Consider the following 21,745-nt stretch of genomic DNA (forward strand, 5'->3'; position numbering starts at 1 on the left):
CGGCAGCGCCGGCAAGGCACATTCCCGGAGACAACAGCATGGACGGCACCCGCACCCAGAACGACCTCAGCCACGTGGTGGAGGCCGACAAGGCACACGTCTGGCACCATCTCGTGCAGCACAAGGCGTTTGAAACCAGCGACCCGCGCATCATTGTCGAGGGCAAGGGCCTGCGCGTCTGGGATCAGAACGGGCGCGAATTCATCGACGCGGTGTCCGGCGCGGTCTGGACTGTCAACGTCGGCTACGGGCGGCAAACCATCGTTGATGCCATGTCCGAACAGCTGATGAAGGTGAATTATTTCGCCGCCGCCGCCGGGTCCATCCCCGGTGCGCTTTTCGCGGAAAAGCTGATCGCCAAGATGCCGGGGATGAGCCGGGTGTATTACACCAGCTCGGGATCCGAGGCGAACGAGAAAGCGTTCAAGATGGTGCGCCAGATCGCCCACAAGCGCTATGGCGGCAAGAAGCACAAGATCCTGTATCGCAACCGCGACTACCACGGCAGCACCATCGGCACGATGTCGGCGGGCGGGCAGACCGAACGCAACGTGCAATACGGCCCCTTTGCGCCCGGCTTTGTCGAGGTGCCGCATTGCCTTGAATACCGCGCCGCCGATCAGGGCTGGGGCGATCTGTCGGGCGAGGCTTATGGCCGCCGCGCCGCCGACGCCATCGAAGAGGTGATCCTGCGCGAAGGCCCCGACACTGTCGGCGCGCTGTGCCTCGAGCCGATCACCGCGGGCGGCGGCGTCATCGTGCCGCCCGAAGGTTACTGGCCCCGCGTGCAGGAAATCTGCCGCAAATACGACATCCTGCTGCACATCGACGAGGTCGTCTGCGGCATCGGGCGCACCGGCACCCATTGGTTCGGCTACCAGCATTACGGCATCGAGCCCGATTTCGTGACCATGGCCAAGGGCGTCGCTTCAGGCTATGCCGCCATCGCCTGCTGCGTGACCAGTGAAAAGGTCTTTGACCTGTTCAAGGACAACGCCAGCGATCCGCTCGACCATTTCCGCGACATCTCGACCTTTGGCGGCTGCACCGGTGGCCCGGCAGCGGCGCTGGAGAACATGCGCATCATCGAAGACGAGAACCTGCTGGAGAATTGCGCCGAGATGGGCGCCTACATGCTTGGCAAGTTCGAGGCGCTGAAGGAAAAGCACGCGGTTGTCGGCGATGTGCGCGGCAAGGGGCTGTTCCTCGGCATCGAGCTGGTCAAGGATCGCAACACCAAGGAGCCCGTGAGCGAAGCGCAGATCGGCGCGGTGGTTGCCGGCTGCGGCGCCGAGGGTGTGATCATCGGCGCGTCGAACCGCTCCTGCCCCGGCCTGAACAACGTGCTGTGCTTTGCGCCGCCGCTGATCATCAAACCCGAAGAGGTCGACGCCATCGTTGCCGCAGTCGACGTGAGCCTCGGCAAGGTCTTCGGATGAGCCTGAGCCGGATGAACGATTTCGGGCAGCCGGTCGGCACGCCGGTGGCGGGAGTGTTTCCCCGCCCTCGGCCAAGCCGCAGCGCACTGCCCGGCGCCTTCGTCCGGCTTGAGCCACTGACCCCCGATCACGCCCCGGCCCTGTTCGAGGCCTTTGCCGAAGACCGCGACGGACGCGGCTGGACCTACCTGCCGCGCGGCCCGTTCAAAGACCACGCCGATGCCGCCGCATGGGCCGCGCAGGCCAGCGCCAGCGAAGACCCGCTGTATTTCGCCATCTGCGCGCCGGATGGCACGCCGCTGGGCTTTTGTTCCTATCTGCGGATCGATCCGGCCAATGGCGCGATCGAAGTCGGCTTCATCCACATGTCGCCGCGCCTGCAACGCACCCCCGCCGCCACCGAGGCGATGTTCCTGATGATGGCCAATGCCTTTGATACGCTGGGATATCGCCGCTACGAATGGAAATGCGACGCGCTGAACACGCCGTCGCGCCGCGCGGCGCAGCGGCTGGGCTTCAGCTATGAAGGCACGTTCCGGCAGGCGGTCATCGTCAAGGGGCGCAACCGCGACACCGCGTGGTTCTCGGTGATCGACAGCGAATGGCCGGCGCTTAAGGCGCGGTTCGAACACTGGCTCGACCCGGCGAATTTCGACGCGGACGGCTATCAGATCACCGCGCTCGGGCGGATCTGACATCCGCTACAAATGCAAAAGGACCGCCCGAGGGCGGTCCTTTTTCTGTCTGCGGGACCGCTTGGCGGATCAACCGTTGACGCTGTCTTTCAGAGCCTTGGCGATGGTCACCTTGACCTGCTTGTCGGCGTCTTTCTTGAACTGCTCGCCGGTGGCGGGGTTGCGCACCATGCGCTCAGGGCGCTCTTTGCAATAGATCTTGCCAACGCCCGGAAGGGTCACGGCGCCACCTTCGGCAACGGCCTTGGTGATGATGCCGGTGATCGCATCGATCGCGGCGGAAGCGGTTTTCTTGTCCGCGTCCATCTCGGTGGCCAGAGCGGCCACGAGCTCGGTCTTGGTCATCGGTTTCGCCATTTCATGGTCTCCTTGACTGCCCGTAGTGGTTGGGGGCTTCTTATTAGAATAGTCATCATGTCGTGTTCAAACACAATGGAATGGGGCGGTTTGCAAGGGGAAAACACAGATTTTCGCCCATGAAAGCCGCGATCTCAGCCGATCTAGAGGAAAGCTGTTTCCTGAAAGCTGCGCAGCTTGCGACTGTGCAACCGTTCGAGCGGCATTCCGCGCAGACGCTCCATCGCGCGAATGCCGATCATCAGGTGCCGCGCGACCTGCGTCTTGTAGAAATCAGACGCCATTCCGGGCAATTTCAGCTCTCCGTGCAAGGGTTTATCGGATACGCACAGCAGCGTGCCATAGGGCACCCGGAAGCGGAAACCGTTCGCCGCGATGGTGGCGCTTTCCATGTCCAGCGCCACGGCGCGCGACTGGCTGAGCCGCTGCACCGGGCCGGACTGGTCGCGCAATTCCCAGTTCCGGTTGTCGACGGAGGCCACGGTGCCGGTGCGCATGATCCGCTTCAGATCATAGCCATCCAGCTGGGTTTCCTGCGCCACCGCCTGTTCCAGCGCCACCTGAATTTCCGCCAGCGCGGGAATCGGCACCCAGACCGGCAGGTCGTCATCCAGCACCTTGTCCTCGCGCAGATAGGCATGGGCCAGCACGAAATCCCCCAGCGATTGCGAGGCGCGCAGACCGGCGCAATGCCCCACCATCAGCCACGCATGCGGGCGCAGCACGGCGATGTGGTCGGTCGCGGTTTTGGCATTCGACGGCCCCACCCCGATGTTGACCAGCGTGATGCCGTTCCCATTCGCCCGCTTGAGATGATAGGTCGGCATCTGCGGCATCTTGAGGCTGGGCGGGATCACCGCCTCGGGGTCGGTGATCTCGACATTGCCGGTCGAGACAAAACTGGTGTAGCCGCTCGCCGGGTCGGCCAGCTGGGCGCGGGCATAGGATTCAAATTCGCTGACGTAGAACTGGTAGTTGGTGAACAGCACGTGGTTCTGGAAATGCCCCGGATCGGTGGCGGTGTAATGCGCCAGCCGTGCAAGGCTGTAATCGATGCGCTGCGCGGTGAACGGCGCCAGCGGCTCTGCCCCGTCGGGCGCGGGCAGCGCCACGCCGTTGACGATATCGTCGTTGGTGATGTTCAGGTCCGGCACATCGAAGACATCGCGCAGGATGAATTCGGACGCACCCTCCTGCGGCACCGCGATATCGGGATAGTTCGACACCGCGAAATGCACCGGCATCGGCGTATCCGAGATCCCCACCTGCACCGGCACCTGATGGCTTTCCATCAGCAGCGCGATCTGCTGTCTCAGGTAATGCCGGAACAGGTCTGGCCGGGTGATCCCGGTGGCATAGGTGCCCGGCGCCGAGACATGGCCAAAGCTCAGGCGGCTGTCGACCTTGGCATAGGAATTGGTGGTGATGCGGATTTCCGGGTAATAGGCCCGGATGCGGGTGCCCGGATGGCCGCTCGCCATCGCCTCCAGAAAGCGATCATGCAAGAAGCCGATGGCCAGATCGTATAGCGCGCACAACCGATCAACAGCGGCATCCGCGTCGGTAAACAGCTCGGGCGCGGGGGCCTGCGGCGTGACGATCTTCAGCGGTTGCGTGGTGTCCTGCATCGTGCGCCCTTCTCTGGTGTTACCGGGCAAACTGGCATCGCAGGCGAGGGCGTACAAGGCAGGAAACGCGCCCCCGCGATCGGGGGCGCGATGGTCCGCTCAGGCGCGCACCAGCTTTTCGTAGGTGTCGAGGATGTCCAGCGTCAGCGCGCCGACCTCGAAATTGTAATCGCGGATCGAACCGACCGGGGTGACCTCGGCGGCGGTTCCGGTCAGCCAGCATTGCTCGAAGCTTTCCAGCTCTTCGGGCATGATGTGCCGCTCGTGCACGGTGATGCCCTTTTCCTTCAGCAGCTTGATGACCGTCTGCCGGGTCAGGCCGTTGAGGAAGCAATCCGCCAGCGGAGTGTGCACTTCGCCATTCTTGACGAAGAAGATGTTCGCCCCGGTCGCCTCGGCCACATAGCCGCGGTAATCCATGAACAGCGCATCAGAGCAGCCCCGCGCCTCGGCTTCGTGCTTGGACATGGTGCAGATCATGTACAGACCGGCGGCCTTGGCGTGCACCGGGATGGTCTCGGGCGACGGGCGCTTCCAGCGCGCGATGTCCAGCTTGGCACCCTTGAGCTTGGCGTCGCCGTAGTAGTTGCCCCACTCCCACGCGGCAATCGCCATGCGGACGGGGTTGCGCGAGGAGGCAACGCCCATGTCGGGGCCAGCGCCGCGCCACGCCACGGCGCGGACATAAGCGTTGGTAAAACCGTTGGCCTGCAGCACGGCTTCCTTGGCGGCGTCGATTTCTTCGGCGCTGTAGGGGATCTCGAAATCCAGCTCGCCAGCGGAAAACCGCAGGCGCTTGGAATGCTCGTGCCCAAGGAAGATCTTGCCATCATAGCAGCGCTCGCCCTCGAACACCGAAGAGGCGTAATGCAGAGCGTGGGTCAGTACGTGCACCTGCGCCTTGCGCCAATCCACCAGCGCGCCGTCCAGCCAGATCTTGCCGTCGCGGTCGTCATATGCACCTTCCATCGCTCTATCTCCTTTGGCGTGGTATATGTCGTGTGGCATCGTTCGAATTTACGTTTATTGCGAAGAAACACCTGGTTTGGATATTTAATTTCGCAAAAACTGCGCCTCGCTAGCAGTTGGGTCTTGGAATGTCAATAAGGCTGACTTAAACTCCGTGCTAAACCTGATGAAGGATGAGGCAAAGATGGCGGATCTGCCGGGAACGCAAGGGCATGTGGGGGAATCCCTGCTCTTTCTCACCGACGAACAGCTGCGCCAAGGCATCGAGGCAATGTTCTTTGCCTATCGCGGCTTTACCGCCGATCCCGACCGCATCTTGTCGACGCTGCAATACGGGCGCGCGCATCATCGGGCAATCCATTTCATCAACATCGTGCCCGGCACGACGGTGAACAACCTGCTGTCGATCCTTGGCGTCACCAAGCAATCGCTCAACCGCGTGCTGCGCACCCTGATCGAAGACGGCCTTGTCGAAAGCCGCGTCGGGCGCGCCGACAAGCGCGAGCGGCACCTGTTCCTCACCGCCGATGGGCGCGAGCTGGAACACCGGCTGTCGGATGCGCAGCGGGCGCGGATGCGCGCCGCCTACCGGCAGGCTGGCCCCGATGCGGTCGCCGGATTTCGCAAGGTTCTCGAAGCGATGATGGACCCGGATCTGCAACGGCATTATTCAGGCCTGAGGGAGACCCGCTGATGGCCGAACCAGACGCCCATATCCTCGTTGTCGATGACGACGAGCGCATCCGCCAGCTGTTGCAGAAATTTCTGATCCGCAACGGCTTCCTTGTCACGGCGGCCCGCGATGCAGCCCATGCGCGGCGCATTCTCAAGGGGCTCGATTTCGACATGATCGTGCTTGATGTGATGATGCCCGGCGAGGATGGCGTCAGCCTGACCCGCGCCATCCGCGAAACCAGCACCACGCCGATCATGCTGCTGACCGCCCGCGGCGAGACCGAGGACCGCATCAAGGGCTACGAGGCCGGGGCCGACGATTACCTGCCCAAGCCGTTCGAACCCAAGGAGCTGCTGCTGCGCCTCGCTGCGATCCTGCGCCGGATGCCCGAGCCGCCCAGCGATGCCTCGGCCCCCAAGCTGCTGACGCTTGGCCCGATCCGCTATGACATCGACCGGGGCGAGATGTGGCAGGGCGACGATCTGGTGCGGCTGACCGCCACCGAAAGCCAGCTGATGCGGATTTTTTCCGCCAAGCCCGGCGTCGCGCTGACCCGCAGCGAGCTGGTCGAGGAGCTGGGCCGCGACAAGGGGCAGGCGCAGGAACGCGCCGTCGATGTGCAGATCACCCGCCTGCGGCGCAAGCTTGAATCCGACCCCAAGCAACCGCGCTATCTTCAGACGGTGCGCGGCGCGGGCTACATGCTGGCCCCCGACTAGGGATTCCCTGTTGTTCGACTCCCGGCTCTGCGGTTTCATCGCGACAGCGCCGATCAGGGAGGGATCGACATGACCACCGCACTCATCAGCCATTCCGATTGTCTGAACCATGTCACGCCAGAGGGCCACCCGGAAAGGGTGGCGCGGCTTGAACACCTGCTGCATGCGCTGGCACCGCTGGATCTGCTGCGCCTTGCCGCGCCGCCGGCCAGCGATGCCGACATCGGCCGCATTCATCCGCAGCGCTACATCGAAAGGATCGCCGCCGCCGAACCGGCCGAGGGCGAGACGCAGCTGGATGGCGATACCTGGATGTCGCCCGGCTCGATGCAGGCCGCGCGCCGCGCCGCCGGGTCGGTGATCCGCGCCGTGGATGCGGTGAGCTCGCGCGAGGTGTCCAATGCCTTCTGCGGCGTGCGCCCGCCCGGCCACCACGCCGAGCGCGAAACCCCGATGGGCTTTTGCATCTTTGGCAATGCGGCGCTGGCAGCGCAATACGCGCTGGATCATCACGGGCTGAGCCGCGTCGCCATCGTGGATTTCGATGTGCATCACGGCAATGGCACGCAGGATCTGATCTGGGACGAAGACCGCGTGCTGCTCATCTCCTCGCACCAGTCCCCACTGTGGCCCGGCACCGGCGATGCCACCGAAACAGGTGGGCACGGCAATGTGCTCAACATCCCACTGCCCCCCGGCAGCGACGGGGCCGAGATGCGCGCCGCCTACGAGGCGCAGGTGTTTCCACGGCTGAACGCCTTTGCCCCCGATCTGCTGATCCTGTCGGCCGGATTCGACGCCCACACCGACGACCCGCTGGCCCAGCTGGACTGGAACACCGAAGATTTCCGCTGGCTGACCCGTGCGCTGTGCCAGATCGCGGCGAAACACTGCCGGGGGCGGCTGGTCTCGGTTCTCGAAGGCGGCTATGATCTGGCGGCGCTTGCGGCTTCGGGCCGCGCGCATGTGGAAGAACTGATCGAGGCAGGAAAATGAGCGACGCGCCCGTCGAGGACATGACATTCGAACAGGCCATGGCCGAACTGGAACAGGTGGTCGGCAAGCTGGAACGCGGGGACGTGCCGCTTGAAGCGTCGATCGAGCTGTACAAGCGCGGCGATGCGCTGAAAAAGCACTGCGAAGCCAAGCTGAACAGCGCCGAGGAAAAGGTCGCGCAGATCCAGCTTGATGCTGGCGGCGAGCCTGCCGGGCTGAAAACCGTCGAGGGGCTGTAAGCCCTGATGTTCCGCGACAGTCTGGGCAGCGGCGCACGCGCCGTGGAGGCCCATTTCGACGCCGTTCTGAGCGGGTTTCAGGACCTGCCCGTCAGCCGGGCGATGCGCTATGCGGTCGGCGGCGGCAAGGGTCTGCGCGGCTGGCTGGTGCTGGAATCGGCGCGTCTGCACGATGTGCCGCAGGATCGCGCGCTCTGGCCCGCCTCTGCCATCGAGGCGATCCATGCCTATTCGCTGGTGCATGACGATCTGCCCTGCATGGATGACGACGATGTGCGCCGGGGCCAGCCCACGGTGCACCGCAAATGGGACGAGGCCACCGCCGTTCTGGCCGGCGACGCGCTGCAGGCGCTTGGTTTCGAACTGGTTGCCGATCCACGCTGCCACCCGCTGCCCGAGGTGCGCGCCGATCTGACGCTGTCGCTGGCGCGGGCGGCCGGGGCGCGCGGCATGGTGCTGGGTCAGGCGCTGGATATGGCGGCGGAAACCGCCGGCAGCCCGCTGACGCTGGAGCAGATCACCGCCTTGCAGAACGGCAAGACCGGCGCGCTGATCACGTGGTCGGCCACGGCGGGGGCACGGCTGGCGCAGGCCGATCTTGCGCCGTTGACCGCCTATGCCGACCGGCTTGGCCTTGCCTTCCAGATCGCCGACGACATTCTTGATGTCACCGGCGACGCCGCAACCGTCGGCAAGGCCGTCGGCAAGGACGAGGGGCGCGGCAAGGCGACCTTTGTCTCCCTGCTTGGCCTTGACGGTGCGCAGGCGCGCGCGCAAAGCCTCGTGACCGAAGCCTGCGACGCGCTATGCTCTTATGGGGCAAAGGCCGATGCCTTGCGGGACGCCGCCCGCTTCGTTATCTCCCGGCAGAACTGAATGCGAGTAGATTGATGACCACCACCCCCGACACCCCGCTTCTTGACCGCGTGGCCTCTCCGGCGGACCTCAAGCGGATGTCGGATGCCGAGCTGGAACAGCTCGCGCATGAGCTGCGGGCGGAAACCATCGCGGCAGTATCGCAGACCGGCGGCCATCTGGGGGCCGGGCTTGGCGTCGTCGAGCTGACCGTGGCGCTGCACGCGGTGTTCGACACGCCGCGCGACAAGCTGATCTGGGACGTGTCGCATCAGGCCTATCCGCACAAGATCCTGACCGGGCGGCGCGACCGCATCCGCACCCTGCGCATGGAAGGCGGGCTGTCGGGCTTCACCAAGCGATCCGAGTCGCCCTATGATTGCTTTGGTGCCGGGCATAGCTCGACCTCGATCTCGGCGGCGCTCGGCTTTGCGGTGGCGCGCGATCTGGGCGGCACCACCGATACCGGCGCGGGCGATGCCATCGCGGTGATCGGCGATGGATCGATGTCGGCAGGCATGGCCTATGAGGCGATGAACAACGCCGGCCACCTTGGCAAGCGGCTGATCGTCATCCTGAACGACAATGAAATGTCCATCGCCCCGCCCACCGGCGCGATGTCATCTTACCTGTCGCGGCTTTATGCCGAAGCGCCGTTTCACGATCTCAAGGCCGCCGCCAAGGGCGCGGTTTCGCTGTTGCCCCCGCCCCTGCGCGAAGGCGCAAAGCGGGCGAAAGAGATGCTCAAGGGCATGGCCGTTGGCGGCACCCTGTTCGAGGAGCTGGGCTTCAGCTACATCGGCCCGATCGATGGGCACGACCTGCCCCAGCTGCTGCCGGTGCTGCGCACCGTGCGAGACCGTGCCACCGGGCCGATCCTGATCCATGCGCTGACCCGCAAGGGCAAGGGCTATGCCCCCGCCGAAGGCGCCGCCGACCGTGGCCATGCCCGCGCGAAATTCGACGTCGCCACCGGCGAGCAGAAAAAGGCGCCGTCGAACGCCCCCGCCTATACCAAGGTCTTTGCCAAGGAACTGACCCGTCTGGCCGAGGTCGATCCGCGGATCTGCGCCGTCACCGCCGCCATGCCCGACGGCACCGGGCTTGACCTGATGGCCGAGCGGTTTCCCTCGCGCGTGTTCGATGTCGGCATTGCCGAGCAGCATGGCGTGACCTTTGCTGCCGGGCTGGCGGCGGGCGGGCTGCGGCCCTTCTGCGCGATGTATTCGACCTTTCTGCAACGCGGCTACGATCAGCTGGTGCATGACGTGGCGATCCAGCGGCTTCCGGTGCGCTTTGCCATCGACCGCGCCGGGCTGGTTGGCGCGGATGGGGCGACCCATGCCGGAGCGTTCGACATCGCCTTCATGACGAACCTGCCGGGCATGGTGGTGATGGCCGCCGCCGACGAGGCCGAGCTCAAGCACATGGTCGCCACCGCCGCCGCCCATGACAGCGGCCCGATCGCGTTCCGCTATCCGCGCGGCGAAGGGCTTGGCGTCGACATGCCCGAAACGGGCGAGATCCTGGAGATCGGCAAGGGCCGGATGATTCAGGACGGCAAGCGCGTCGCGATCCTCAGCTTTGGCACCCGTCTGGGCGAGGTGATGGCCGCCGCTGAAAAGCTTCAGGCGCGTGGCATCACCCCCAGCATTGCCGATGCGCGCTTTGCCAAACCGCTCGACCGCGATCTGATCCTGCGGCTGGCCCGCGACCACGAGGCGCTGATCACCATCGAGGAAGGCGCAATCGGCGGCTTTGGCAGCCATGTGGCGCAATTGCTGGCCGACGAAGCCGTGTTCGACCACGGGCTGAAATTCCGCTCGATGGTGCTGCCTGATACCTTCATCGACCACGCCAGCCCCGATGCGATGTACCGCAGCGCCGGGCTGGACGCCGCGCAGATCGAGGCAAAGGTGCTGAGCCTGCTTGGGGTCGAGGTGCTAAGCCGCAAGGCCTGACGGCTACGCGCCCTGCAGCGCGCGCAGCCCGGCGCGGTAGTCGGGGTAGATCAGCTGAACGCCCAGTTCTTCCTTGATCCGGCGATTCGAAACGCGCTTGCTTTCGGCATAGAAACTGCGTGCCATCGGGGTCAGCTCGGCTGTGTCGAATGCCTCTTCTTCGGGCAGCGGAAGGCCCAGCAAAGCGGCAGCAAATTCGATCACCTCTTGCGGCGGGGCCGGATCATCGTCGCACAGATTGTAGATCGCGCCGGGATTGGGCTGGCGGATCGACGCGTCGAGCGTCTGCGCGATGTCCTCGACATGGATGCGGCTGAACACCTGACCGGGCTTGATGATGCGCCGCGCGGTGCCCCGGCGCAGCTTTTCGAACGGCCCGCGGCCCGGACCGTAAATCCCGGCAAGGCGGAAGATATGCAGCGGCAGATCCGGGATCGCCTGCCACGCCGCCTCGGCGGCAACGCGCATCTGGCCGCGGCGGGTGCTCGGGTCTGGCGGGGTCGTCTCGTCGACCCAGCCGCCCGCCTGATCGCCGTAAACCCCGGTTGTGGAAAGATAACCGACCCACGCCAGCGACGATGCCCGCCGCACGATCGCCTGCTGGGCAAGGCGCAGCGCCGGATCACCATCGGCATCCGGCCCGGCTGAGACCAGCAGATGCGTGGCTTGCGCAAGCGCGTCTTCGACGGCTTGCGGCGTCCAGTCCACCGGCACGACCCCGGCAGAGCGCAGACGCTCGGCCTTTGACGCATCGCGCGTGGTGCCAAGCACCGTCCAGCCTTGCGGCAGCAACCGCTGAGCCAGAGCCTGCGCCGAATAGCCATGTCCAAGAGAGAGCAGCACGTTTTTCATGCGCAAATCCTGACCGTCGCCGCGCCGGGATGCAAGGGGCGGCGCATGGGCGAAGACACGCCGACGCAAATCCTCGCGTCTGGCCGGATTGCGGCGGGTGCGCTAAGGCCGATTGCAGGCGTTTGACAGCATACCGAGGATCCATGACCCCGATTTCCCGCCGAGGCGTCCTTGCGCTCATTCCCGGCGCCCTTGCCGCCTGCAGCATGTCTCCCCAGCAGGCCGAAGCCCCCAAGGCGATGAATTTCAACCCGCCGCTTTATCCGAATGAAACGGCGGAATTGCGCAAGCTGATCAACAAATGGTCAGACAATTACGAGGTCCCCCGCGAGCTTGTGCACCGCCTTGCGATCCGCGAAAGCACCCACACCCCCGAGGCCCGCAACGGCCCCTATTACGGCCTGCTACAGATCCTGCCAGCAACCGCCCGCAGCATGGGGTTTCAGGGCAGCGCGCCGGATCTTCTGAACCCGGATACCAACCTGCGATACGGCGTGAAATATCTTCGCGGCGCGTGGCTGGTGTCCGACGGCAGTCAGGACCGCGCCATTTCATGGTACGCGAAGGGCTATTACTACGAGGCCAAGCGGCGCGGCATGCTGATCGCCACCGGGCTGCGCAGCGCCTGAGCCAGTGCGCGGTTGCACCGGATTCGGATGCGCAGCGCCCTCCCCTTTTCGAAACGCAGAACGCGGGCAGAGATTTCCGCCCGCGTTCCAGATATGTGCCGATTTCGGCAAGGTCAGCGCGGGGTCATCCCCCGCAGCCGTTCGGAGCGGCGGCGCAGCATCTCGACCACCGTCAACAGCAGGATCGAGATCCCCACGAGGATCGTCGCGGCGGCAAGGATCGTCGGCGAGATCTGCTCGCGCAGGCCGGTGAACATCTGCCACGGCAGCGTCTGCAATTCGGCGGAACCGATGAACAGCACCACCACGACCTCGTCGAACGAGGTGATGAAGGCGAACAGCCCGCCCGAGATCACCCCCGGAAGGATCAGCGGCATCTGTACCCGGAAAAAGGTGGTCACCGGGTTCGCCCCCATGTTCGCCGCCGCCCGCGTCAGCGAGCGATCAAAGCCCACCAGCGTCGCGGTGACGGTGATGATGACAAAGGGAATGCCCAGCACCGCATGCGCCAGCACCACGCCCCAATAAGTGCCCACGAGACCGATCTTCGAATAGAAGAAATACATCCCGGTGGCCGAGATGATCAGCGGCACGATCATCGGCGAAATCAGGATCGCCATGATCGCCCGTTTGCCCGGCACGTGGCTTTGCGACAGGCCGATGGCCGCCAGCGTGCCCAGCGAGACCGAAATCACCGTCGCCACCGGCGCGATCAGCAGCGAGTTCTCGACAGCGCGGGTCCATTCCGGGTTGGTCAGGAAGTCGCGGTAGTGACGCAGGCTGTAGCCGGCGGGATCGAAGCTCAGCATTTCCGGGGTGAAGGTAAAGAAGCTTTCGGCGTTGAAGCTTAGCGGCATCACCACGAGGATCGGCGTGATCAGGAACACGAAGATCGCGCCGCAGATCACCCGGAAGGTATAATGCCACAGCACCTGCCCAGAGGTCAGGTAAGGCACCAGCGGCGTCCGGTAACGGCCAAAGCCGATCCAGTAGGCGAACCAGCCAAAGAACCAGCCGAACAGCCCGCCGATGACCAGCCCCGGCGTGCCGCTCAGCAGCAGGCCGACCACCGCGAACAGCGCGACCAGCCCAAGACGGGCGAGCTTTTCCAGCCCCTCGCCCAGCAGTTTGACCAGCACATAGGCGATGCCCGCCATGACGATGGCGCCGCCGATGACCCCAAGCAGCGACGAGCCGTTGGCCGCGCCGATAAAGATCCCGGCGACAGCGCCTGCCGCCGCCAGAACCCCAAGGGTGAACCCCAGCGGCTTTTCCCCTGCGGGTGTGAGAATGACGTCGTTCATGGCCTTATCCCAGCTTCACGTTGTCGATGCCGACGATCCGGTCGTAGGCCCAGTAGAGTATGAGAACCACTGCCAGCAGGATCGCCCCCAGCGCCGCTGCAAGCCCCCAGTTGAGCGAGCTTGAGATATGATAGGCGATGCGGTTCGAGATGAACGTGCCGGTGGTGCCGCCGACGATTTCCGGGGTGATGTAATAGCCGATGGACAGGATGAACACGAGGATCGACCCCGCCCCGATGCCCGGGATGGACTGCGGGAAATACACCCGCCAGAACGTCGTCCAGTTGGTCGCGCCCAGCGATTTCGCCGCCCGCACATAGGTTGGCGGGATGGTCGACATCACCGAATACATCGGCAGGATCATGAACGGCAGCAAGATGTGGGTCATCGCCACGATGGTGCCGAACTGGTTGTTGATCATCACAAGGCGGCTGTCATCGGCGATCAGCCCCAGCCAGACCAGCACATCGTTGATCACGCCCTGCTGTTGCAGCATCACCTTCCACGCCGAGGTGCGCACCAGAAGCGATGTCCAGAACGGCAGCAGCACGAGGATCATCAGCAGGTTGGCCTGACGCGATGGCAGGTTCGACAGGATATAGGCCACCGGATAGGCCAGCAGGATGCACGAGCCGGTGATGACCAGAGACATGAAGATCGTGCGCTTGAACAGCAGGATGTAGATGCGCTCGTTCTCGGGGCGCATTTCCACGCCCTCCGGCGTCAGCTGCATGTCGACCGAGTTCAGGAAATACCCGGAGGTGTAATCCGGCGCATAAAGCTTGATGGTCTTCCAGATCTCGGGCTGCGCCCAGTCCTCGTCCATCTCGACGAAGCCATCGGCAAAGGACACGGTCTCGAAGTCGGGGCTGTCTACCAGCGCATCGGCGGCGATCAGCATCTCGGCGCGCGGGCCGGTGTAGCCCGACAGATCTCCGGCCTTCAGATCCTCGTACAGCGCGGTGTGCACCGCGGACCACGGCTCTTCCTTGAGCGGGCTCTTGGCCTCTTCCTCCTGCTGGTAGAGCGCGAAGGCCTCGTATTGCTCGGCGGTCTTGGGCAGCAGGTCGGCGATGCCATCGCGCAGGGTGAATTTGGGCATGCGATCGCCCTTTTCCCACGCGGCCTGATCGGTCAGCCACTCGGGGTCGCCCATCAGTTCGGCCCAAGGCTGCGCCTCGTCCCAGTTCTTGTCGAGATCTTCGAACTGGTCCTGATAGACCTCGCCGATATCATCAAGCCCGCGGCCCGATTTGCGCATCAGCGACGAGGCGCCGGTCATTTCGTAGTTCAGCCGCGTGCCAAGCCGGGTGTGTTCCTTGCGCTCGGCGGCCATGTAGAGATCGTAAAAGGCGTCTTCATAGACCCCCTCGGGCGGCAGGCCCTGCCCGTCCCAATCGGCCAGCGCGGCGGTGGTGCGCGGCAGGGTCTCTGAAACGATCTCGTTCTCGACAGAGCGGAACAGCATATCGGCGATCGGCGCGATGAAGGTCACGAGCACGAACAGCAGCAGCGGCGCGATCAGCATCAGCGCGCGTATCTTTTGCAGGCGCAATGCCCGCGCGAGGCTCTTTTTCAGAGGCGTGCCATCGGCGGCCAGCATCGGGCCGGAGGCGTCGCCTTCTGCGCTTGCTTGGGTCATGGGGGTCCCCGTTGTCGGTTGTTCTGGTGCGGTCTCTTGCGGACGCGCTGTCGCGGGCGAATGCCCTTTGCAGAGGGGGCGGACCAAAGGCCCGCCCCCAAGCGTGTTTACTGCGCCAGCCAGGCCTGGAACTTCGCGTCGATATCGTCGCGATAGTCAGCCCAGAACTCGTAGTTGTAGAGCAGCGTGTTCTTGGAGTTCTCGGGATCGGTCGGCATGTGCGGCGCCATGTCGATGCCCAGATCGGCGTGTTGACCGACCAGCGGGGCCGAGCTCATGCGCGCGGGGCCGTACGAGATGTACTTGGCCTGATCCGCAAGGCGCTGGGTGTCGGTCGCGAAGTAGACGAAATCCTTGACGCGAGCGAGTGCTTCGTCCGACAGGCCGGTCGGGATGATCCAGCCGTCAAGGTCGAACACCTGCATGTCCCAGAGCATGCCAACGGGCTGATCCTGTTCCTCGATCACCGAGAACAGACGACCGTTGTAGGTCGAGCCCATCACGACTTCGCCGTCGGCCAGCAGCTGCGGCGTGTCGGCGCCAGCAGACCACCAGACCACCTGATCCTTGATGGTATCAAGCTTGGCGAGCGCCTGGTCCTGGCCCTCGGGGGTTTCCAGCACGTCGTAGATATCGTCCTTGGCGACACCGTCGCAGTACAGGGCCCATTCCATGTTGTTGATCGGGCGCTTTTCAAGCGCGCGCTTGCCCGGATAGGCGTCCATGTCGAACAGGGCGCAGATCTCGGTCGGAGGGGTGTCGCCCACCAGATCGGTGCGATAGCCTACGGTGGTCGAATAGACGATCTGCGGGATGAAGCAATCCGACACGATCAGGTCACCGAAATCGTCCGAGGCATCGGTGCCATCGTCGGCGGGGGCCAGAAGCTCGTCCGGGTCGTATTCCATCGCGAGGCCTTCGTCGCACAGACGGATGGCGTCCGCGGCGACCACATCGACGAGATCCCAGGTGATGTTGCCGGCCTCGTTCATGGCGCGCAGCTTGGCGACGGCCTCGTTCGAGGATTCATCCCAGGACACGGTGACGTCGGGGTGCTCGGCCACATAGGGCTGGGCATAGGCCTTGTCCTGGCTTGCCTGGTAGGCGCCGCCCCAGGAGACGAGCGTCATGCTGTCCGCCATGTCCTGCGCGAATGCCGAGCCAGCAGCGACGGTGAGCGCCGTCGAGGCCAGGAGGGTCTTGGTCAGTTTCATTGATTGCTCCCTGGTGTTGTACCCGTTTTGTCGAAAGGGCGCGTCCACGGGTTCGGGTCCGGGCCCTGTAAAGAAGCAGGCAGCCTGTCGCCGCCCGCCCCGGTCTTAATCTGCATCAAGCGCGCGGCAATCCTCGGGCAGCCAGCCGATGTTGACTTCCTGCCCCGGCTTCAGGCGTTCCTGATCCGCACGGTTGCGCGTCTTGATGACGAATTCGCGGTTCCCCGCCACCTCGAGCCGGGTGCGGAAAATATCGCCCATATAGACGAATTCCAGCACCTTGGCCTTCAGCGTATGCGCATCGGGGCCAAGCTCGGGGTTGACCTCGACCCGCTCGGGGCGGATCGAAACGCGGGTCTTCTGGCCAACCTCGGTGACGTTGACCGGCTTGGCGTCGATCATCGCACCGTTTTCAAGCTGCACGGTGCAGCGATCGCCCATCAATTGAGTCACAGTGCCTTCGAGCGTGTTGTTCTCGCCGATGAACTGGGCCACGAAGCTGTTGCTGGGCGCCTCATACAGCTCGTCCGGCGGGGCCAGCTGCTGAATGCGCCCATCGTTGAACACCGCGACACGGTCGGACATGGTCAGCGCTTCGGTCTGATCGTGGGTGACGTAAACCGTGGTGATGCCAAGGCTGTGCGCGAGATTGGTGATCTCGAACTGCATCTTCTCGCGCAGTTGCTTGTCGAGCGCGCCGAGCGGTTCGTCCATCAGCACCAGTTCAGGTTCGAACACCAGCGCGCGGGCCAGTGCGATCCGCTGTTGCTGACCGCCCGACAGCTGCGCCGGGCGGCGGCTGCCGAAATCGCCCATCTCGACCATGTCGAGCGCGCGCTTGACCTTGGCCTCGCGGTCCGATTTGCCGATCTTTCGCACTTCGAGCGGGAAGGCGAGGTTCTCGGCCACCGTCATATGCGGAAACAGCGCGTAGTTCTGGAACACCATGCCGATGCCGCGCTTGTGCGGTGGGATGTTGTTGATGCTGACCCCGTCGAGCTTGATCTCGCCATGGGTTGCGGTTTCGAAACCCGCAAGCATCATCAGGCAGGTGGTCTTGCCCGACCCGGACGGGCCAAGCATGGTCAGGAACTCGCCCTTGGGCAGGCTCAGGTTCAGATCCTTCACGACGAGCGTCTCGCCGTCATAGCTTTTCTGTACGCGTTCGAACGCGACAAATGCGTCGCTTGCTCCGGTATCTGGCAAATCCGGCTCCCCGTTGATAGATCGCGAATTTGTCTTCGCTGTATTGTAGGCAAACTAAACCGCGCCCTGCCCCATGTTGCAACCGGATACACGGCTTGAAATGATCACAAGCCCAAACACGGGATATTTCCTTGTGATATGCCGGAACTACAGGCGAAACGGCCAATATTATCCAGTATGCAGGATATTTCACCGCGCCACCTGGGGACCCCTGCCCCCTGAACTGGATGTACACAGATGTTTTTCAGGCTCAGAATCGCGCAAACCGGGCAAAACCGGCATGACAAGTGCCGTTTTCTCTGGCAGATGCACCGAAATTCACCACCCCCAAACCAGCTTGCCCGCTGCGAGCGATCCGGGCGCGGCTGGCCCTTCCAACGGGCGCGCAAGCGGCTAGCCCATGGGCAGGGGCACCGATCCGACTCGCCCGCCATGCCACAGGAGCCGCAGCCGACATGCTTGAGACCACCGAAGACATCCTCGCGCGGCTGATCGCCTTTCCCACCGTGTCGAGCGAAAGCAATCTCGAGATGATGCGCTGGATCGCCGATCTGCTCGATCCGCTGGGCGCCAACGTCGAGCTTTTCGAGGACGCCAGCGGCACCAAGGCCAACATGTTCGCCACCCTCGGGCCGGACATCCCCGGCGGCATCGTGCTGTCAGGCCATACCGACGTGGTGCCGGTGACCGATCAGGCCTGGAGCAGCGATCCCTTCGAGATGGTGGCCCGCGACGGGCTGCTGTACGGGCGCGGCACCTGCGACATGAAGGGCTTCATCGCGGCGACGCTGGCACTGGCCGGATCGCTGTCGCGCCGCACGCTGACGCGCCCGGTGCACCTGTGCTTCACCCATGACGAAGAGGTCGGCTGCATGGGCGCCCGCGCGCTGGTGCCCGAACTCAAGCGGCGCGGTTATGCGCCCACCATGGCCATCATCGGTGAGCCGACGGAAATGCGCATCATCGAGGGCCACAAGGGCTGCTGCGAATACACCTGCCGCTTTCACGGGCTGGAAGGCCACGGCTCGGCGCCCGAGCGCGGAGTCAACGCCGTGGGCTACGCGGTGCGCTATGTCACCCGGCTGATGCAGCTGGCCGAGGCGCTGAAGGGCCGCGCGCCGCTCGACTCGCGCTTCGATCCGCCTTGGACGACGGTGAGCGTCGGGCGTTTGCACGGCGGCGTTGCGCATAATGTCATTCCAGGCCTCGCCGAACTGGAATGGGAGATGCGCCCGGTTCAGGCCGGCGATGCCGGTTTCGTCAAGGATGCGCTGAACGCTTTTGTCGAAACCGAACTGCTGCCCGAAATGCGCCGGATCCATCCCGAGGCACGCATCGACACGCAGGTGATCGGCGAGGTCGCCGGGCTGGAGCCGATGAGCGACAACGCCGCCCGCGATCTGGTGGCGCATCTGACCGGCAGCAATGCCTGCGACGTGGTGCCCTTTGGCACCGAGGCAGGGCTGTTTCAGGAAATGGGCCTGTCGGTGGTGGTCTGCGGGCCGGGCTCGATCGCGCAGGCGCACAAGCCGGATGAATTCATCGCCCGCACCCAGCTGGCCGAATGCATCGGGATGCTGGAAGGCGTGGCGCGCAGCGTCAGCGCCTAGCCCCGAACGATCAAAGGTGTTCCGGGGACCGCCAGCGCCGCAATTGCTCTGAGATGATCACGGCGAAAGGCGATGCAGCCTTCGGTCGGATAGCCGGGCCGGCGCCACTGGTGCAGAAAGATCGCCGAGCCGCGCCCCGGCACCGCATCCGGCCAGTTCCAGTCGGTCAGCAGCACGATGTCATACAGCGGATCAGCGCGGCGCATCCGCTCGTGGCTATGGGCATAGGGTGCACGGACGGCGTGGTTGTAATCGACATCGCCCTCGGCATCAGACCACAGATCTCCGGGCAGGATCGGCTGCGCCCAAGGCGCGGGCGGCGCGACGCGGTCGGGCCGGTAAAGCGTGCCGACAATGCGATGCGCGCCCATGGGCGTTGCGCCATCGCCCTCTCGCTTGTCCGCCCGGATTCCGCCCTTGCCGATCGAACAGGGCCAGACCCGCCCGGCAAAGCGCAGCCCCATCGGCGTCAGCACCATGCTCATAGCAGATGCCCCGACTTGGCAGCCTTGGTGGCCAAATAGGCCTCGTTGAACGGGTTCTCGCCCACTTTCAGCGGCACACGCTCACTCACCGCGATGCCGCAGCGTTCCATCATGGCGATCTTGGCGGGGTTGTTGGTCAGCAGCCGCACCGCGCCAAAGCCCATCTTGCGCAGGATCTCGGCCCCAAGGCGGAAATCGCGTTCGTCATCTTCAAACCCCAGCCGATGGTTGGCCTCGACGGTATCAAAGCCCTGATCCTGCAAGGCATAGGCGCGCATCTTGTTGGCAAGGCCGATGCCGCGCCCCTCCTGATTGAGATACAGCAAGACGCCGCTGCCCTCCTGCCCCATCTTTGCCAGCGCCGCGTTCAGCTGCGGGCCGCAATCGCATTTCAACGAGCCTAGCAGATCGCCCGTAAAACAGGCCGAATGCAGCCGCGCAAGCACCGGGGCGGCGCGGTCGGGGCGGCCGATCTCGATGGCGTAATGCTCATCCGATCCATCCTCGGGGCGGAAGATATGCAGACGGGCGTTCTCGGCGGCGCGTAGCGGTACGCGCGCCGACACCACGTGATCGAGATTCGCCAGCGCCAGCAGCCACGGCGCGGCCTCGTTGCCGTCGATCAGGGTCAGGAGCTCGTTGCGGGCTAGCGCCTCGGGCGATTCCAGCGGCATCACCAGCGCCGCCGGTAACAGACGCGCCGATTTCGCCAACGTGATCGCCAGCCGGTGCAGCGCCGCGTTGCCCTCGCGCCGCGTGGCAAGCGGGCCCTTCATCGGTGCCGACAGATCGTCCTTGGGATCGGCGATGGCCTGAACCCAGCCGATATCGGCGCCCTTGGGCAGCACCACCCGCGCGACATCGCCGTCATACGCCCGCGCCTTGAGCGTCTCGGCCCGGCGCGCGGTCAGCACCAGATCGGGCGCGCCCCGCGCCAGCATCTCTGCCAGCCGCTCGGGCGCGCCGGTCTCGGCCGCCAGCATCAGAACCCCACCCTCGCCGCCGGTCAGCACCACCGGCACCCCCATGCGCAGATCGGCCCGCGCGCGGGCAAGAAGTTCCATAAGGCTTGGGGCAAGGGACATGCGAGTCTTCCAGATCAGAGGCGGCACTGCAACAAATCAGCCCGGATCCTGTAACAAAAGCCCTAGCGCAACACGAGGGCGTGAGACAGTTGCAGCAAAACTTGCCCACACGCAACGGTGTTTCCATGTGAGGGGAAACGAGACAAGGAAGACCGAGACATGCCCCAGATCAAGAACATCCTGCTGGTGGACGATGACGACGACCTGCGCGAGGCGCTGGCCGAACAGCTGGTGATGACCGAAGACTTCGAGGTGTTCGAAGCCGACAACGGCACCGGGGCCATGGGCCGGGTCAAGGAACAGAATTACGAGCTGATCATTCTCGACGTCGGCCTGCCCGACACCGACGGTCGCGAGCTGTGCAAGCTGATGCGCAAGCAAGGGGTCAAGGCGCCGATCATCATGCTGACAGGTCACGATACCGACGCCGACACCATTCTCGGTCTCGACGCCGGGGCGAACGACTACGTCACCAAGCCCTTCAAGTTTCCGGTACTGCTGGCCCGCATCCGCGCCCAGCTTCGCCAGCATGAGCAATCCGAGGATGCCGTGTTCACCGTCGGCCCGTATACGTTCAAACCCGCAATGAAGCTACTGGTGACCGAGGAGGATCGCAAGATCCGCCTCACCGAAAAAGAGACCAGCATCCTGAAGTACCTCTATCGCTCGACCGAAGGCGTGGTGCCCCGCGATGTCCTGCTGCACGAGGTCTGGGGGTATAATGCGGGCGTCACGACTCACACGCTGGAAACCCACATCTACCGCCTGCGTCAAAAGATCGAGCCCGATCCTTCGAATGCGCGCATCCTTGTGACTGAATCCGGCGGCTATCGTCTAGTCTCCTGATGCAAAGGCAGGCCTGGCCACAATGCCCGGCCTGCCTCCGGCGGGAGTTTATCCGGCAAGATGAAGCAGGGCGCTGCGCCTTACCTTCATCTTGCCAGATAAACTCCGGGGGGAGCGCGTAGCGCAGGGGGCTAGCCCCCTCTGCCCCTGAGACAGCGCACTCTGTCATTAATGCGTTTCGCTTTGAACCTGAGTCGCGGGGGATTCCCTTGATCCGACAGATGTGATTCATCCATCTTGGGAGGACGGATCATGTCAGTACCGCTGCCTCCTGCGCGGCGAGCGCGGTTTCAGGAATACATTGAAGAAGGGTTAAGCGGGCAGGCGGCAGCTTTTCG

The 21,745-nt window shown here is 64.3% G+C and carries 21 protein-coding genes; 11 read left to right on the plus strand and 10 right to left on the minus strand.

The features are described 5' to 3' along the window. Nucleotides 1–38 precede the first annotated feature (38 nt). Nucleotides 39–1,439 carry an aspartate aminotransferase family protein gene (locus tag Q4543_RS02720; protein ID WP_303436227.1) on the plus strand — a complete coding sequence of 467 codons (1,401 nt, stop codon included), beginning with the start codon at nucleotides 39–41 and terminating at the stop codon, nucleotides 1,437–1,439. After that, the gene (locus tag Q4543_RS02725) at nucleotides 1,436–2,134 is read left to right on the plus strand and encodes a GNAT family N-acetyltransferase (protein WP_216003412.1); all 699 of its coding nucleotides are present in this window, start codon (nucleotides 1,436–1,438) and stop codon (nucleotides 2,132–2,134) included. The genes Q4543_RS02720 and Q4543_RS02725 overlap by 4 nt, the downstream gene beginning before the upstream one ends. 69 nt (nucleotides 2,135–2,203) lie before the next feature. On the opposite strand, the gene Q4543_RS02730 is transcribed toward Q4543_RS02725, so the two are convergent. The 3 genes from Q4543_RS02730 to Q4543_RS02740 all read right to left on the minus strand — a co-directional run bounded on the left by Q4543_RS02730 (nucleotide 2,204) and on the right by Q4543_RS02740 (nucleotide 5,088). Next, nucleotides 2,204–2,491 (minus strand): HU family DNA-binding protein, encoded by a 288-nt coding sequence (locus Q4543_RS02730; RefSeq protein ID WP_216003413.1) that lies wholly within the window; start codon nucleotides 2,489–2,491, stop codon nucleotides 2,204–2,206. Nucleotides 2,492–2,634: 143 nt separating this feature from the next. Then, nucleotides 2,635–4,119 carry an AMP nucleosidase gene (locus Q4543_RS02735; RefSeq protein WP_216003414.1) on the minus strand — a complete coding sequence of 495 codons (1,485 nt, stop codon included), beginning with the start codon at nucleotides 4,117–4,119 and terminating at the stop codon, nucleotides 2,635–2,637. Nucleotides 4,120–4,218: 99 nt separating this feature from the next. Next, nucleotides 4,219–5,088, minus strand: coding sequence for a branched-chain amino acid aminotransferase (locus Q4543_RS02740; protein ID WP_216003415.1), 870 nt, complete (start codon nucleotides 5,086–5,088; stop codon nucleotides 4,219–4,221). Between the two features lie 184 nt (nucleotides 5,089–5,272). On the opposite strand from Q4543_RS02740, the gene Q4543_RS02745 reads away from it, so the two are divergent. The 6 genes from Q4543_RS02745 (at nucleotide 5,273) to dxs (ending at nucleotide 10,534) form a co-directional block, all read left to right on the plus strand. Next, nucleotides 5,273–5,782 (plus strand): MarR family winged helix-turn-helix transcriptional regulator, encoded by a 510-nt coding sequence (locus Q4543_RS02745; RefSeq protein ID WP_216003416.1) that lies wholly within the window; start codon nucleotides 5,273–5,275, stop codon nucleotides 5,780–5,782. Then, the gene (locus tag Q4543_RS02750) at nucleotides 5,782–6,483 is read left to right on the plus strand and encodes a response regulator (RefSeq protein ID WP_216003417.1); all 702 of its coding nucleotides are present in this window, start codon (nucleotides 5,782–5,784) and stop codon (nucleotides 6,481–6,483) included. Before Q4543_RS02745 ends, Q4543_RS02750 begins: the two co-directional genes overlap by 1 nt. Before the next feature lie 69 nt (nucleotides 6,484–6,552). After that, nucleotides 6,553–7,479, plus strand: a complete 927-nt coding sequence (locus Q4543_RS02755; protein ID WP_303436228.1) for a histone deacetylase family protein — start codon at nucleotides 6,553–6,555, stop codon at nucleotides 7,477–7,479. Then, entirely contained in the window at nucleotides 7,476–7,718 is a 243-nt protein-coding gene (locus tag Q4543_RS02760) for an exodeoxyribonuclease VII small subunit (protein WP_216003419.1), read from the plus strand. The genes Q4543_RS02755 and Q4543_RS02760 overlap by 4 nt, the downstream gene beginning before the upstream one ends. 6 nt (nucleotides 7,719–7,724) lie before the next feature. Continuing rightward, entirely contained in the window at nucleotides 7,725–8,594 is an 870-nt protein-coding gene (locus tag Q4543_RS02765; protein ID WP_303436229.1) for a polyprenyl synthetase family protein, read from the plus strand. Nucleotides 8,595–8,608: 14 nt separating this feature from the next. Beyond that, nucleotides 8,609–10,534 carry a 1-deoxy-D-xylulose-5-phosphate synthase gene (dxs, locus tag Q4543_RS02770; protein ID WP_303436230.1) on the plus strand — a complete coding sequence of 642 codons (1,926 nt, stop codon included), beginning with the start codon at nucleotides 8,609–8,611 and terminating at the stop codon, nucleotides 10,532–10,534. A gap of 3 nt (nucleotides 10,535–10,537) precedes the next feature. Here dxs and Q4543_RS02775 read toward each other — a convergent pair whose 3' ends face one another. Further along, nucleotides 10,538–11,386: an SDR family oxidoreductase gene (locus Q4543_RS02775; RefSeq protein ID WP_303436231.1), complete on the minus strand. Its 849-nt coding sequence runs from the start codon at nucleotides 11,384–11,386 to the stop codon at nucleotides 10,538–10,540. Nucleotides 11,387–11,529: 143 nt separating this feature from the next. Here Q4543_RS02775 and Q4543_RS02780 point away from each other — a divergent pair, with 143 nt between their 5' ends. Next, on the plus strand, nucleotides 11,530–12,015 hold the full coding sequence (locus tag Q4543_RS02780) for a lytic transglycosylase domain-containing protein (RefSeq protein ID WP_303436232.1): 486 nt from the start codon (nucleotides 11,530–11,532) through the stop codon (nucleotides 12,013–12,015). A gap of 113 nt (nucleotides 12,016–12,128) precedes the next feature. Here Q4543_RS02780 and Q4543_RS02785 read toward each other — a convergent pair whose 3' ends face one another. From Q4543_RS02785 to Q4543_RS02800, 4 genes are all read right to left on the minus strand, one after another. Next, nucleotides 12,129–13,319, minus strand: a complete 1,191-nt coding sequence (locus Q4543_RS02785; protein WP_303436233.1) for an ABC transporter permease — start codon at nucleotides 13,317–13,319, stop codon at nucleotides 12,129–12,131. 4 nt (nucleotides 13,320–13,323) lie between these two features. Then, nucleotides 13,324–14,961: an ABC transporter permease gene (locus tag Q4543_RS02790; protein ID WP_303436234.1), complete on the minus strand. Its 1,638-nt coding sequence runs from the start codon at nucleotides 14,959–14,961 to the stop codon at nucleotides 13,324–13,326. 107 nt (nucleotides 14,962–15,068) lie between these two features. Then, nucleotides 15,069–16,175, minus strand: a complete 1,107-nt coding sequence (locus Q4543_RS02795; protein ID WP_216003426.1) for an extracellular solute-binding protein — start codon at nucleotides 16,173–16,175, stop codon at nucleotides 15,069–15,071. A 105-nt stretch (nucleotides 16,176–16,280) separates the two neighbouring features. Beyond that, on the minus strand, nucleotides 16,281–17,381 hold the full coding sequence (locus Q4543_RS02800; protein WP_303436235.1) for an ABC transporter ATP-binding protein: 1,101 nt from the start codon (nucleotides 17,379–17,381) through the stop codon (nucleotides 16,281–16,283). A gap of 455 nt (nucleotides 17,382–17,836) precedes the next feature. Here Q4543_RS02800 and argE point away from each other — a divergent pair, with 455 nt between their 5' ends. Next, nucleotides 17,837–18,991: an acetylornithine deacetylase gene (argE, locus tag Q4543_RS02805; protein WP_303436236.1), complete on the plus strand. Its 1,155-nt coding sequence runs from the start codon at nucleotides 17,837–17,839 to the stop codon at nucleotides 18,989–18,991. Here argE and Q4543_RS02810 read toward each other — a convergent pair. After that, complete coding sequence (locus tag Q4543_RS02810) at nucleotides 18,988–19,476, minus strand: L,D-transpeptidase (RefSeq protein WP_303436237.1); 489 nt, start codon at nucleotides 19,474–19,476, stop codon at nucleotides 18,988–18,990. The two genes, argE and Q4543_RS02810, sit on opposite strands and share 4 nt — an antisense overlap. Next, the gene (gene ribA, locus Q4543_RS02815; RefSeq protein WP_303436238.1) at nucleotides 19,473–20,561 is read right to left on the minus strand and encodes a GTP cyclohydrolase II; all 1,089 of its coding nucleotides are present in this window, start codon (nucleotides 20,559–20,561) and stop codon (nucleotides 19,473–19,475) included. Before ribA ends, Q4543_RS02810 begins: the two co-directional genes overlap by 4 nt. 159 nt (nucleotides 20,562–20,720) lie before the next feature. On the opposite strand from ribA, the gene Q4543_RS02820 reads away from it, so the two are divergent. Continuing rightward, on the plus strand, nucleotides 20,721–21,407 hold the full coding sequence (locus tag Q4543_RS02820; protein WP_216003431.1) for a response regulator transcription factor: 687 nt from the start codon (nucleotides 20,721–20,723) through the stop codon (nucleotides 21,405–21,407). The last annotated feature ends 338 nt before the right edge of the window (nucleotides 21,408–21,745 follow it).

This window comes from Salipiger sp. 1_MG-2023 (genome assembly GCF_030547555.1).
Taxonomy (GTDB): domain Bacteria; phylum Pseudomonadota; class Alphaproteobacteria; order Rhodobacterales; family Rhodobacteraceae; genus Salipiger.